Consider the following 13236-nt stretch of genomic DNA (forward strand, 5'->3'; position numbering starts at 1 on the left):
GGGTTGCGGGAGGATGCCTCCGGCGGGAGAATTTCGAGAAGGGCAAATGGGGGGCGGGATGCTGGCCGATCTGACGCAAAGGCTTGCCGGGGAGCGGCTGGAGGTTCTGGGCGGCTTTTCCTGCGAGGGTGAGGCCGGGTTGCCGCCCGGCACCCGCACGCTCCTGATGATCGGTCCGGCAGAGCCGGGGTTCTGGGCGCATCTGAAGGCGCAGCCGGAATGGGGCGGGGAAGACCCCGTGGATCGCTGGTCGCGCCGGGTGATCGGGCGGATCGCCTGCGACCGTGGGGCCAAGGCGCTGTTTCCCTTTGGCGGGCCGCCCTACCATCCCTTCTATCAATGGGCTTTGCGCACGGGCCGGGTCTGGGATAGCCCGGTGCGCCTGCTTGTTGGTGCCGATCAGGGGCTGATGGTCAGCTTTCGCGGCGCGCTGGCGCTGAAAGAGGTGTTGGACCTGCCCCCCGCCCCCCCGCGCCCCTGCGATAACTGTGCGCAGCCCTGTCTGACCGCCTGCCCCGCCGGGGCGCTGGGGGTGGCCGGCTATGATGTGCCCGCCTGCCATACCCATCTGGACCGTGAAGGGGCCGCCTGCCTGCAGGGAGGCTGCCTTGTGCGCCGCGCTTGCCCGGTCTCGCAAGGCTATGCAAGACTTGAAGAACAGTCGGCCTATCACATGAGCCGATTCCACCGGGCGGGAGGAACCGCCTGATCCCTGGGGAGGGCAGAACGAATGAAGCGGCTGATCCTGACGCGCCATGCCAAGTCAAGCTGGGACGATCCGCTGACGCCCGACCATGACCGACCGCTGAACGAACGCGGCAAGGCGGCGGCGGCCGATCTGGGCCAGTGGCTGGCCTCGCGTGGCTATGTGCCCGATGAGGTCTATTGCTCGGATGCGCTGCGCACCCGCAAGACCTGGAGCGGGATTGCCCCCGCCCTGCCCGGTTCGCCCGTGCTGGAACTGAAACCAGCGCTTTACCATGCCGGGCCGGATGTCATGCTGGCCGTGTTGCGCCACGCCAAGGCCGACACGGTGATGATCATCGGCCACAACCCGGGCATTGCCGAATTCGCGGCCAAGCTGGTGGCGCAGGCACCGCGCAACGCCGAGTTTGCCCGCTATCCCACGGGCGCCACGCTGGTTGCCGATTTCGCCGTGGAAAGCTGGGCCGATCTGGGCTGGGGTCAGGGCGTGGTGGATGATTTCATCGTGCCCCGCGAAATCGCCGCCTGATCAGTCGGCCCCCAGACGCTCGAACAGGCGGCCATAGGCCGTCTGTCCCAGCCGGAAGGCATCCAGCCGGAAGAACTCGTTCGGGGCGTGCAGGTTTTCGTCACCGTGGCTGAAGCCGAACATCACGGCATGAACGCCCAGCGTTTCCAGAAGCGTTGTCATCACCGGAATCGAACCGCCAACCCGCGTGCGATAGGGCGCGCGGCCATAGACCTCTTGCAGAATCTGGCTGGCGACGGCGGTGGCATTGTGGCCCGAGGGCACAAGGAACGGGTCGGCGCGGCCGGGGTTGCGCAGGACTTCCGCGGTCACACCGGGCGGGCAATGCTTTTCCACATGGGCGCGGATCGCCTCAAAGATCGCTTCGGGCGATTGCGCCGCCACAAGGCGGCAGGTGATCTTGGCGCTGGCCGTGGCGGGCAGCACCGTCTTGGTGCCCGCCCCCTGCCAGCCGGAGGTCAGCCCGTTGATGTCGAGCGTGGGGCGCGCGAAAATCCGCTCCTTGGTGGTATAGCCCGGCTCACCCCATGTGGTGGTGGCGCCGGTATCGGCCAGAAGTTCGACATCGGGGAAGGGCACGCGGTCGATCGCCGCGCGCACCTCATCCGAAAGCGGGATCACGTCATCGTAGAAGCCTTCGACGGTGATCAGCCCATCGGCATTGCGCAGCCCCGCAAGGATCTGCGCCAAGGCCAGCGCCGGATTGGCGATACCGCCGCCCACCATGCCCGAATGCTGGTCCGAACGCGGTCCTTTGACCACAATCTCCAGCGAAACCAGACCCTTCAGCGCCTCGACGATCTGCGGCTGGCCGGGCGCCCATTGCAACCCGTCGGCGGAAAAGATCATGTCGGCCTGCAACCGATCGGCATTTGCGGCAACAAAGGGCGGCAGGTCCGGGGAGCCGATTTCCTCTTGCCCTTCGAAGAAGAATTTCACGTTCACCGGCAGACGGCCCGTCGCGCGCAGCATCGCCTCAAAGGCGAGAATGGGGATCAGCATCCCGCCCTTATCATCCGAAGCGCCCCGGCCCCAGACCCGGCCCTCGCGGATTTCCGGCTGAAACGGCGGAGTGGTCCAGAGGTCAAAGGGTTCGGCCGGCTGCACGTCAAAATGGCCATAGATCAGCAGCGTCGGCTTGTCGGGCCCGGCGTGCAGCCATTCGGCACAGACAACGGGATGGCCTGCGGTCGGCAGCACCTCGGCCCGCTCGGCGCCGGCCGCGGTCAGACGGGCCGCCACCCATTCCCCGGCGCGCTGCACGTCGGGGATGTTCTCGGGCTTGGCCGAAACCGAGGGGATGCGCACGAAATCAAGCAATTCCTCGACGAACCGCGGCTGATTCCGGTCCAGATAGGCTTCCCAAGACATCGCATACCCCTGTTGCTGCGCGGCCAGCCTTGCCGCGACGGGCAGACAGGTCTTGCCCCCGGGCGACGCCGGGGCGGCGAAAATGGCAAAGGCGCCCCTTCCGGGGCGCCCCTGCCGATGATCGGTGCCTCAGTGCCCCAGAATCTGGCTGAGGAACAACTTGGTCCGCTCGCTCTGCGGATTGTTGAAGAACTCTTTCGGTTCGTTCTGCTCGACGATCTGGCCCTTGTCCATGAAGATCACCCGGTTCGCCACCGCCTGCGCAAAGCCCATTTCATGGGTGACGCAGAGCATGGTCATGCCCTCTTGCGCCAGCTCGATCATGGTATCGAGGACTTCCTTGATCATTTCCGGGTCAAGGGCCGAAGTCGGCTCGTCAAACAGCATGATCCGCGGCTTCATGCACAGACTGCGCGCGATGGCGACCCGCTGCTGCTGACCGCCCGAAAGCTGACCCGGATACTTGTGCGCCTGCTCAGGGATCTTCACCTTGGTCAGAAAGTGCATCGCCGTCTCTTCCGCCTCTTTCTTCGGGATCTTGCGGACCCAGATCGGCGCCAGCGTGCAGTTTTCCAGAATGGTCAGATGCGGGAACAGGTTGAAGTGCTGGAACACCATACCAACCTCGGAGCGCACCTTGTCGATGTTCTTGAGGTCGCTGGTCAGTTCGGTGCCATCCACGATAATCTGGCCGGATTGGTGCTCCTCCAGCCGGTTGATGCAGCGGATCAGCGTGGATTTGCCCGACCCCGAAGGGCCGCAGATCACGATCCGCTCACCGCGCTGCACGGTCATGTTGATGTCGCGCAGAACGTGGAACTGACCATACCACTTGTTCATGCCGGTGATCTGGATTGCGACCTCGTCCGAGACCGCCATCTTGAGAGAGGCTTCAGCCATTTTGGGCTCCTTAACGGTGATCGGTCTTCAGCTTGCGCTCGAGATACATCGAATAGCGCGACATGCTGAAGCAGACGACAAAGAAGATGACGCCGACAAAAATGAACGGCTCCCAGTAGATACCGCGCCATGCGGTATCCGACAGGACGATCTTGCGCACACCCTGCAACGGGTCCATCAGGCCGACAAGGGCAACCAGCGTGGTATCCTTGAACAGGCCGATAAAGCTGGACACGATGCCCGGGATCGAGATTTTCAGCGCCTGCGGCATGATGATCAGCCGCTGCGCCTGCCAATAGTCCAGACCCAGCGCATCCGCCGCCTCATACTGGCCGCGCGGCAGGGCCGCGAGGCCACCCCGCACCACCTCGGCGATATAGGCCGAGGCGAAGATGATCACCACGATGATCACCCGCAGGATCAGGTCGAAGTTGGTTCGCGGCGGCAGGAAATACAGCAGCATGAAGTTGGCGCTGAACAGAACCGTGATCAGCGGCACGCCCCGGAAGAACTCGATGAAGCTGACCGACAGCGTCTTGACCAGAAGCATGTTTGACTGCCGCCCCAGCGCCAGCAGGATACCGATGGGAAGCGAGGCGGAAATCGCGGTGATGCCGATCACGAAGGCCAGAAGGAAGCCGCCGAAATCATCCGAACGGACATAGCGCAGCTCGATCGGGAACCATTGCGCCAGAACGCCGGTGATGTGGCTTTGCACCAGCGACCACCACAGCACCGCCGCGATCAGGCCGATGGCAGCAGCCACCACAACGCCGACATGGCGCTGCGTCAGGCTCCAGACGAGCGCGAACAGGCCAAAGCCTGCCACAGCGCCCACCGTGCCCCAGACCGAGCCGCCCCAGAGCAGCCAATAGGCCACCGCCGGAAAGGCCAGCGTCACCCAGACCAGCTTTTTCGGCGCGACCCAGGCCAGCGCCGTCAGCCCCGCCATCACAGCCGCCGACAGGGCAATGTGATAGCCGTCGGTGCCAAGGCCCCAAAGCGCCAGAACCAAGAGCACGCCGACAATGCCCGCCATCAGGGCGTTGGCCCGCTGCAACCCGTAATACAGCACCGGCGCCAAGGCGACGAACATCAGGGCAAAGGCGGTGGTCGGGCGCCAGTATTCGGCAACCGGGTAAAGGCCATAGATGAACTGGTTCCAGCGCACCCGGACCATGGCCCAGCAGGCGCCGCCCACCTCGGCTGCACCGCTGTCGGCGATGATCTGCCGGCATTCGGTCAGCGAATTGGCGTTCCAGACCCCGTTCAGCAACCAGGGCATTGCCCCCTTGATCAGCGAATAGATCGAGATCAGCGCAAGGATCGTCAACACCGAATTCAGCGGCCCCGAGAACAGGTTCTCGCGCAGCCACTTCACCACCCCGCTCTGCGAAGTCGGAGGGGCCTGCGGGTCCAGCATCTGGTGGCGGACAAAGGAAATATCGGCCATCTCAGCGCTCCTTCAGTTTGACGGCGGCGTTGAAGACGTTCATCGCGGCAGAAATCATCAGGCTGAGGCAAAGATAGATCAGCATCATCAAGAGCATACATTCAAGCTCGCGCCCGGTCTGGTTCAGGGTGATCCCGCCCAGCGTGCCCTTGAGGTCAAGATAGCTGATCGCCATGCCCAGCGTCGTGTTCTTGGTGATGTTGAGATACTGGCTGATCAGGGGCGGGATGATCACCCGCAGCGCCTGCGGCAGGACGATCAGGCTCATCGTGCGGCCCGGCCGCAGGCCAAGGGCGAAAGACGCCTCGGACTGCCCGCGCGAGATGGCCATGATCCCGGCGCGCACCGCTTCGGCGATATAGGTCGCCGAATACAGCGTCAGCGCCACGACCAGCGCGGTAAAGCTGTGCGCCACCGTGATGCCGCCCTGAAAGTTGAAGCCTTTCAGCGCCGGATAATCCCAGTGAAAGCCAAGGGCCGCCAGAAACAGGATCACCGGCGCGAACAGGATCAGCAGCGATTTCCACCAGGTCACGGGGCGGTCGCCCGTCGCCTCTTGCACGGCCTTGGCGCGGCGGCGCAACACGATATTGCCCCAGATCGAGGCCAACAGGATGGCCAGCGTCGCCACCACGGTCAGGTTCACCGGAACGGTGGCAATGGTCACCGTGCCCAAGGGCCGGTCCACCAGCGGCGCCGGAAAGCTCGACCCGCGGTTGGTTACCGCGATCACCCCGAACAGCATGTTCGCGGCGGGCTCTTGCCCGGCGGCGATCATCTCATCGGTGACGCGGAAATCCTTGGGTTGCGGCCGGGTCTCGGAAAAGACCACGAAGGTCAGGATGATCCACAAAAGCAGCGGCACATTGCGGAAGACTTCAATGTAGACCGTCATCAGGCGCGCCACGAGCCAATTCTTCGACAGCCGCAGAATGCCGACGAACACCCCGAGGATGGTGGCAAAAAGGCAGCCGAAGAAGGCCACGACCAGCGTGTTCAGCAGCCCCACGAACAACGCACGGCCATGGGTGCTGTCGTTGGTATAGGGGATCAGTTGCTGGTCAATGTCATAACCGGCGCGGTTGAACAGGAAGTCAAAGTTGATGTCCTTGTCGCGCATCGCCAGATTGGCGATCGTGTTGTTCGTCAGCCAGACCAGAAAGGCGAAGAACAACAGCAGCACGATGAACTGGATCGTGTAGCTGCGATAGCGCGTATCATATACGAGCATACTCAGCCGAAAGTGATCTTTCGGCGCGTCGATGGCGAGCGTCATGCGATTTTCCCCTGTGCTGACCGCTGTGCCGTCTTGCGCGGCTTATAGGCGGGGGATCCCCGGGTCAGGCTTTCATGTTAGCAAGACGGGCGCAGCTTGCGCTGCGCCCGTTGGCCGTTGCGGATCAGCGCAGCGGCGGTGCGTATTGCAGGCCGCCTTCGGTCCACAGCGCGTTCAGGCCGCGGGCCAGACCGATCGGGGTGGCCGAACCGATGTTGGCTTCGAAGATTTCGCCATAGTTGCCGCCTGCCTTGATGGCATTATAGGCCCACTTAGCATCCACGCCCATCAGCTTGCCGGTGTCGTTGTCGCCAACACCAAGCAGACGCTTCACTTCCGGGTCATAGCTGGCATCGTCGGTCGCAGCCTTGACGATGTCGTCGATGTTGGCCTTGGTGATGCCCTTCTCTTCGGCGATCAGCAGCGCGAAGTAGGACCAGCGCACGATGTCGCCCCAGTTGTTGTCGCCATGGCGAACGACCGGGCCGAGCGGCTCTTTCGAGATGATTTCCGGCAGGATGATGTGGTTGGCCGGATCGGCCATCGCGGCGCGGGTCGAGGCAAGGCCCGAAGCGTCGGTGGTGAAGGCGTCGCAGGCGCCGGCTTCATACTGACGCTGGGCTTCGCTGTCGTCGGCCACGGTGACCGGGGTGTAGCTGATGTTGTTCGACTTGAAGAAGTCAGCCAGGTTCAGCTCGGTCGTGGTGCCGGTCTGGATGCAGACCGTCGCGCCGTCGAGTTCCTTGGCGGACGAAACGCCGAGGTCTTTCTTCACCATGAAGCCCTGACCGTCATAATAGTTCACGGCCACGAAATCGAGCTTCAGGTCATTGTCGCGCGAGAAGGTCCAGGTCGAGTTGCGGACCAGAACGTCCACTTCGCCCGAGGCCAGCGCGGTAAAGCGGGTTTCGCCGGTGGTGGGGACGAACTTCACCTTGGTCGGGTCGCCGAGAACGGCGGCGGCGACGGCGCGGCACAGATCAACGTCAAAGCCGGCCCAGTTGCCGCTGGCATCCGGGGCGCCGAAGCCGGTCAGGCCGGTGTTCGAGCCGCAGATCAGCTCGCCACGCGCCTTCACGTCATCCAGCGTGCCGGCAAAAGCCGAACCCGCGACGATCGTGGCAGCCGCGACGGTGCCGAGAAGAACAGATTTGTTCATACTTACCTCTTCCTGTGATCCGCCCCTTCTGTCGGGGGCGGAGGTGATGCCCTGCGTGGGTCGCAGGTGCGATACCGATGGTCGGCCCGGGTCAGCACCCGGGTCGCCAGTGTCGGCCATCTTCGGTCAGAGGGTTCGCCAAGGTCAAGCAAAACCGCTTCGGATTGTCACCGGAACAATTTTCGCTGCCAAAGACCGGAAAGGCAGGACAGATTGCCAAAGAACGGCCCGCCCTTGGGAAAGATTGTTACCCGCACAAGCTCCAAAAGCGGGCGGCCTCGATCAACGCGGCGCGCTTGAGCGCCTCAAGCGCCGCCGCATCCTCGTCTTCGCCCCATTTTTCAGCCTGCCACTGCTCATCGATTCGGCTGATGCTGAAAGCTTCGGCAGCGGTCAGACGCTGCCCGGCCACTGCAAAGCCGAGAATCAGCGAGCCGGAAATCGAGATCAGGTCGTGCATCGCGGCAAGCTGGAAGGGCGTCAGCGCGAAAAGGCGGGCGCGCAGGGCGGCAATGCTGCCCGGCGGCTGCGCCACATGCACCACGCCCGCCGTCGCCACCAGCGGCGCGCCCAGCACCGCCGCAGCCCAATCCAGGAGCGGGTCCCAGACGGCTTCCTGCCGGGCGATCAGCTCAACCGGGCCGGTGGCGCGGTAGCACAGCAGGTCGCTTTCGCCATAGGCGGCCAGAAGACCCGCCACCTCGTTAAACTGCACCGCCACCTTGTCGATAGCGGAATTGGCCATCCGGGTGACCGGCATGGTTTCGGGGCGCACCTCTTTGACCTGCGCGTCCCATTCGGCGGCGGCGGTCTGCGCCATGGCCAGCGTCGGCAACACGAAGGCCGATTTGGCCGGGGTCTTCACCGCCCGGCCATCAAGGCGCACGGTGAAACCGCCGTCACAACCCTCGGCCGTGGCGGTTTTCCAAAAACGTTTGGCCTTCCACGCGCTCACTTGAAAACCTCGAACGGGTCGGCGGGCACGTCATCTTCCTTCCAGTCCAGCGCCTTCCAGGTGCGGGCCATATGGTCAGGCAGGGGGGCGGTGAAGGTCATCAGCGTCTTGGTGATCGGATGTTCCACGGTCAGGCTGCGGGCGTGCAGATGCAGCTTCTTCGAGATGTCGCCACCAATCGCAGCGCCCCAGCCGTCACCGGCATTCTCTTGCCCCGATCCGCCATATTTTCCATCCCCCAGAATGGGATGGCCGATTTCGGCCATATGGGCGCGCAACTGGTGCGTCCGCCCCGTTACTGGCTCAAGCGCCATCCATGACAGGCGCTGACCCAGGAACCACAGGGTGAAATAATCGGTATGGGCGCGCTTGGCATCGGGGTAATCGGCCATCTTGGCGGGATGGACGCATTGCATCTTTTCACCCTCGCCACCGCGGCCATGACCCGGCGCCTTCATCAGCCCGTATTTGATGCTGCCCTTGCGCGGATGCGGCACGCCCGCCACAACGGCCCAGTAAATCTTGCGCGTATTGCGGTGGCGCAGCGCCTCGGACAGGGCACGCGCCACCCGGTCGGTGCGCGCCAGCATCAGAACGCCCGACGTATCCTTGTCCAGCCGGTGAACCAGCTTGGGCCGGTCCTTGTAGCCGAATTTCAGCGCCTCGGTCAGGCCATCGACATGCCGGTCGCCCTGCCCCGAGCCGCCCTGCGACGGCAGGCCCGGCGGCTTGTTCAGGATGATGATATGCTCATCCTTCCACAGCACGGCATTCTGGATCATCTTGGTATCGGTCGCGCTGATGCGCCCGTCCACCGGGCGGCTGGGCGCCTCGGCATCCGGCAGCGGCGGCACGCGGATCACCATGCCCGGCGCCACCCGGTCCGACGCCTTGGCGCGGGCGCTGTCCACGCGGATTTGCCCGGTGCGGCACATCTTTTCGACATGACCTTGCGAGATTTGCGGAAAGCGGCGCTTGAACCACTTGTCCAGCCGCTGCTCGCCCTCATCCTCGGAGACGGTCAGAAGTTTAACGCCGCTCATCCGAGGGCTCCTTTGGCAAGGGCCGCGCCAAGGGCGACGGCCAGAAGAGAAAACACCACCGAACCGCCGGCATAGGCCGCCGCCGTCAAGGGCTGCCCGCCCTGCCACAGCTTGAGCGTGTCCAGCGAGAAGGCCGAAAAGGTGGTAAAGCCGCCCAGAACCCCGGTCATCAGCAGGGGCGACAGACCCGCGCGGCTGGTCAGCGCCACATGCAGCACCCCCATGGCAAAGCTGCCCGCGACATTGATCAGCGCCACGGCCAAGGGCGCCCCGACCGCAGCCACCGTCAGATAGCGCAGGCAGGAGCCGATGGCGCCGCCAAGGGCGACCTGGAGAAGCGTGGCGAACATCAGGTTTCCTTGGGCGGGGCAGCGGGTTTTGTCAACCGCAGGGGCGGGTGCCGCAGCGATCCACCATTGATTTTCGCCCCCTGCCCGTGCAAACCGCGCCAAAGAGCTTTCAGGGACGGGCGGGCCATGACCAGAATCGACGACACTTTCGCGCGGCTGCGGGCCTCGGGGAAAAAGGCTTTCGTGTCGTATATCATGGCGGGTGACCCGGATGTGCCGCGCGCTCTGTCGGTGATGAAGGGGCTTCCCGGCGCCGGTGTGGACATCATCGAACTGGGCCTGCCCTTCACCGATCCGATGGCCGATGGCCCCACCATTCAGGCCGCTGGCCAGCGCGCACTGGAAGGCGGCATGACGGTGGACCAGACGCTTCAGATGGTCCGCGATTTCCGCGCTGGCGATGCGGTGACGCCTATCGTGCTGATGGGCTATTACAACCCGATCTATTCTCGCGGCGTGGACCGTTTCATCGCCGATGCGCTTGCCGCGGGCATCGACGGGCTGATCGTGGTGGACCTGCCGCCGGAAGAGGATGCCGAACTCTGCATTCCGGCACAAAAGGCCGGGCTGAACTTCATCCGGCTGGCCACCCCCACCACCGATGCCAAGCGGCTGCCGAAGGTGCTGCAAAACACCTCGGGCTTTGTCTATTACGTCTCGGTCACCGGCATCACCGGCGCGGCGGCGGCGCAGGCGGATGAGGTCGGGCCGGAAGTGGCGCGCATCAAACGCTCCACCGACCTGCCGGTGATCGTGGGCTTTGGCATCAACACGCCCGAAGCGGCGGAGACGATTGCCGGGGTGGCCGATGGTTGCGTCGTCGGCTCGGCCATCGTCAAGGAAATCGCCACGGGCAAGCCGGTGGAAGAGGTTCTGGCTTTTGTCGCCACCCTGGCCGCAGGCGCCCACCGCGCCTGATCCCGGTGGAGCCGTTCCGCCACCCCGAGGTTGCCGCCTATTGCGTGCTGCTGGCCGACAGCTTTCAACGCCTGCTGGGGCGGCCACTTTGCGCAGGCGCCCCAGCAGAGGCACTTTGGACCCTGCCGCAACCGCTGGTCTCGCATGGCACCGGGGCCGATCCGGTCTTTCGCTATGGCAATGCGGCGGCGCTGGCCCTGTGGGAGATGGATTGGGACACATTTACCCGCCTGCCCTCGCGCCACTCCGCCGCAGATAATGCCGATGTGCAGACAGACCGGACCCGGCTGTTGCAGGCCGCGCTGCAAAAGGGCTGGGTGGACGGCTATGAAGGCATCCGCGTTTCCGCAACCGGGCGGCAGTTCCGTATCGCGCAGACAGTGCTGTGGACGGTCTGCGATACCAAGGGGCAGCGGCACGGGCAGGCGGCGCTGATCGGGCAGGTCGAGGCGCTTTAGCCTGCACCTTGCGCAGCGCGGCCCGGATTGGCAGGTTGCCACAGCCAGTCCTCAGGAACACGCCATGCCCGCCATCACCTGTATCGAAGACCTCAAACGCCTGCACCGCAGGCGCGTGCCAAAGATGTTCTGGGATTATTGCGAAAGCGGCAGCTATACTGAACAGACCTTCCGCGACAACACCGCCGATTTCGCCCGAATCCGCCTGCGGCAGCGCGTTGCCCGTGACCTCAGCGGGCGCAGCACCGCCGGCACGATGATCGGCCAGCCGGTGGCGATGCCGGTGGCCCTTTCGCCCGTCGGCTCTTGCGGGATGCAATGCGCCGATGGCGAGATCAAGGCGGCGCGGGCTGCCGCCGCCTTTGGCGTGCCCTTCACGCTCTCCACCATGTCGATCTGTTCAATCGAGGATGTGGCGGCGCACAGCCCCGTGCCCTTCTGGTTTCAGCTTTATGTGATGCAGGACGAAGATTACGTCGATGCCCTGATCGAGCGGGCGCGGGCGGCGAAATGTTCCGCCCTTGTGCTGACGCTGGACCTGCAAATCCTTGGGCAGCGGCACAAGGACATCAAGAACGGGCTGACCTCGCCGCCCCGGCTGACCCTGCCCAACATCCTGAACATGATGACCAAACCGCGCTGGTCCTTGGGAATGCTGGGCACGCCGCGCCGCAGCTTTGGCAACATCGTCGGCCATGTGAAGGGGGTGGACGATCTGGTCAGCCTGACCCGCTGGACCAATGAACAGCTTGACCCCTGCCTTGACTGGGCCAAGGTGCGCCGCATCCGCGATCAATGGGGCGGCAAGCTGATCCTGAAGGGGATACTGGACGCCGAGGACGCAAGGCTGGCCGCCGACACCGGCGCCGATGCGGTGATCGTGTCGAACCACGGCGGGCGGCAGCTGGACGGCGCCCTCTCCACCATCCGCGTGCTGCCGCAAGTGGTGCGCGCCGTGGGCGACCGGACCGAGGTGTTCCTTGATAGCGGCATCCGCTCGGGCCAGGACGTGCTGAAGGCACTGGCGCTGGGAGCCAAAGGCACCTTCATCGGCCGCAGCTACCTGCACGGTCTGGGCGCGATGGGTCAGGCCGGAGTGACCAAGGCGCTGGAGATCATCCACGCCGAACTCGACACCTCCATGGCCCTCTGCGGGGCACAGAAAGCGAGTGATCTAGGGCCAGAGCATGTGCTGGTGCCGCGGGATTTTGAGGGGGAGTGGGGGTGAGGGGTAGGCGGGGCCGGTAGGGGCATGTGCGGGCAGAGGCTGCCGGCCGTTCATGGCCGGTATGAGCCCACAACCACAGATACTGCGTCGAGCGCAAGCGGCAGCTATGCGCAGAAAGTCGGCCTTGCAAATTCCGATGAACAGCCCGGAGGACATTCGTAGATAACAACGCTAAGATCAAAGAAGCCTGCTTTGCCAAATGAGTGTCTCGGATGACAAAGAACGACTACCTTTATGAAATAACCCAGGAACTGGCGCGCTTTGATGCTGACCTCTTGGGTCGATTTAGATGTCCAACGTGCCTTCGAGACCTCCCCATTGAAAACTTTGGAAGTGCCGATGCAGACAATGCGATTAGCGAAGAGCACATAATACCTTGTTCAATCGGAGGAAAACATACGACGTTCCTTTGCAAGAGATGCAATAGCACATTTGGACACAGGCAAACAAAGTGGCTCGTCGATTGGATAGAGCTGAACGAGGGCGGTGCGCCATTTCCGAAAGATCCAAAAAAGCAGAAAGCTAGGATCATCGCGAACGGGCGAAAACTGAATGGCTCAATGTATCTTGGTGATGATGGGGCGCTTGAGTTTTACACGGACCGAGAACGCTCCAACCCAACGGACTTTGATGCTTACTGGCGCAATCCAAAACCCTCTGAGATCAAGATTGAATATTCGATGCCCGTCTTCGCCAACGAGGATGCGTTGCGTGTGGGATATCTGACTGCTGCATATGGTCTCTGGTTTAAAAATTTCGGATATTCTTTTGTTCTACAGTCCAAGCTGAACAGGGTGAGAGAGCAGATACTAGGGTCAGGACTCACAACCAATAGATGACAGTCGCGGCGAGGGCGCAGGCGGAGAGGAAGAGGATCGGGCAGCGGTCGTA

The 13236-nt window shown here is 63.5% G+C and carries 14 protein-coding genes; 6 read left to right on the forward strand and 8 right to left on the reverse strand.

Annotated elements, in window-relative coordinates; all coding sequences use genetic code 11:
* Window positions 1-58 precede the first annotated feature (58 nt).
* Window positions 59-709 carry a ferredoxin gene (locus HS053_RS20705; protein ID WP_174213149.1) on the forward strand — a complete coding sequence of 217 codons (651 nt, stop codon included), beginning with the start codon at window positions 59-61 and terminating at the stop codon, window positions 707-709.
* A 21-nt stretch (window positions 710-730) separates the two neighbouring features.
* Entirely contained in the window at window positions 731-1234 is a 504-nt protein-coding gene (locus HS053_RS20710; RefSeq protein ID WP_174213150.1) for a SixA phosphatase family protein, read from the forward strand.
* Here HS053_RS20710 and HS053_RS20715 read toward each other — a convergent pair whose 3' ends face one another.
* From HS053_RS20715 to HS053_RS20750, 8 genes are all read right to left on the reverse strand, one after another.
* Window positions 1235-2605 carry a dipeptidase gene (locus HS053_RS20715; RefSeq protein WP_174213151.1) on the reverse strand — a complete coding sequence of 457 codons (1371 nt, stop codon included), beginning with the start codon at window positions 2603-2605 and terminating at the stop codon, window positions 1235-1237.
* Between the two features lie 129 nt (window positions 2606-2734).
* Window positions 2735-3505: an amino acid ABC transporter ATP-binding protein gene (locus tag HS053_RS20720; protein ID WP_174213152.1), complete on the reverse strand. Its 771-nt coding sequence runs from the start codon at window positions 3503-3505 to the stop codon at window positions 2735-2737.
* Between the two features lie 10 nt (window positions 3506-3515).
* Entirely contained in the window at window positions 3516-4958 is a 1443-nt protein-coding gene (locus tag HS053_RS20725; protein WP_174213153.1) for an amino acid ABC transporter permease, read from the reverse strand.
* 1 nt (window position 4959) lies between these two features.
* Window positions 4960-6234, reverse strand: a complete 1275-nt coding sequence (locus HS053_RS20730; RefSeq protein ID WP_174213154.1) for an amino acid ABC transporter permease — start codon at window positions 6232-6234, stop codon at window positions 4960-4962.
* A gap of 124 nt (window positions 6235-6358) precedes the next feature.
* Entirely contained in the window at window positions 6359-7393 is a 1035-nt protein-coding gene (locus HS053_RS20735; protein WP_174213155.1) for an amino acid ABC transporter substrate-binding protein, read from the reverse strand.
* Between the two features lie 247 nt (window positions 7394-7640).
* Window positions 7641-8348, reverse strand: coding sequence for an ATP12 family protein (locus tag HS053_RS20740; RefSeq protein WP_174213156.1), 708 nt, complete (start codon window positions 8346-8348; stop codon window positions 7641-7643).
* Window positions 8345-9391 (reverse strand): RluA family pseudouridine synthase, encoded by a 1047-nt coding sequence (locus HS053_RS20745; RefSeq protein ID WP_174213157.1) that lies wholly within the window; start codon window positions 9389-9391, stop codon window positions 8345-8347. The genes HS053_RS20740 and HS053_RS20745 overlap by 4 nt, the downstream gene beginning before the upstream one ends.
* Window positions 9388-9741: a fluoride efflux transporter FluC gene (locus HS053_RS20750; RefSeq protein ID WP_174213158.1), complete on the reverse strand. Its 354-nt coding sequence runs from the start codon at window positions 9739-9741 to the stop codon at window positions 9388-9390. The genes HS053_RS20745 and HS053_RS20750 overlap by 4 nt, the downstream gene beginning before the upstream one ends.
* Window positions 9742-9867: 126 nt before the next feature.
* Between HS053_RS20750 and trpA the strand changes: the two genes are divergently transcribed.
* From trpA to HS053_RS20770, 4 genes are all read left to right on the forward strand, one after another.
* A complete protein-coding gene (gene trpA / locus HS053_RS20755) occupies window positions 9868-10659 on the forward strand; it encodes a tryptophan synthase subunit alpha (protein ID WP_174213159.1) in 792 nt (263 codons plus the stop codon).
* Between the two features lie 5 nt (window positions 10660-10664).
* Window positions 10665-11117, forward strand: a complete 453-nt coding sequence (locus tag HS053_RS20760; protein WP_174213160.1) for an MEKHLA domain-containing protein — start codon at window positions 10665-10667, stop codon at window positions 11115-11117.
* Between the two features lie 64 nt (window positions 11118-11181).
* Window positions 11182-12345 (forward strand): alpha-hydroxy acid oxidase, encoded by a 1164-nt coding sequence (locus HS053_RS20765; RefSeq protein WP_174213161.1) that lies wholly within the window; start codon window positions 11182-11184, stop codon window positions 12343-12345.
* Window positions 12346-12557: 212 nt separating this feature from the next.
* Window positions 12558-13184: an HNH endonuclease gene (locus tag HS053_RS20770; protein WP_174213162.1), complete on the forward strand. Its 627-nt coding sequence runs from the start codon at window positions 12558-12560 to the stop codon at window positions 13182-13184.
* The last annotated feature ends 52 nt before the right edge of the window (window positions 13185-13236 follow it).

The sequence above is a fragment of the Tabrizicola fusiformis genome, assembly GCF_013328815.1.
Classification (GTDB): Bacteria; Pseudomonadota; Alphaproteobacteria; order Rhodobacterales; family Rhodobacteraceae; genus Fuscibacter.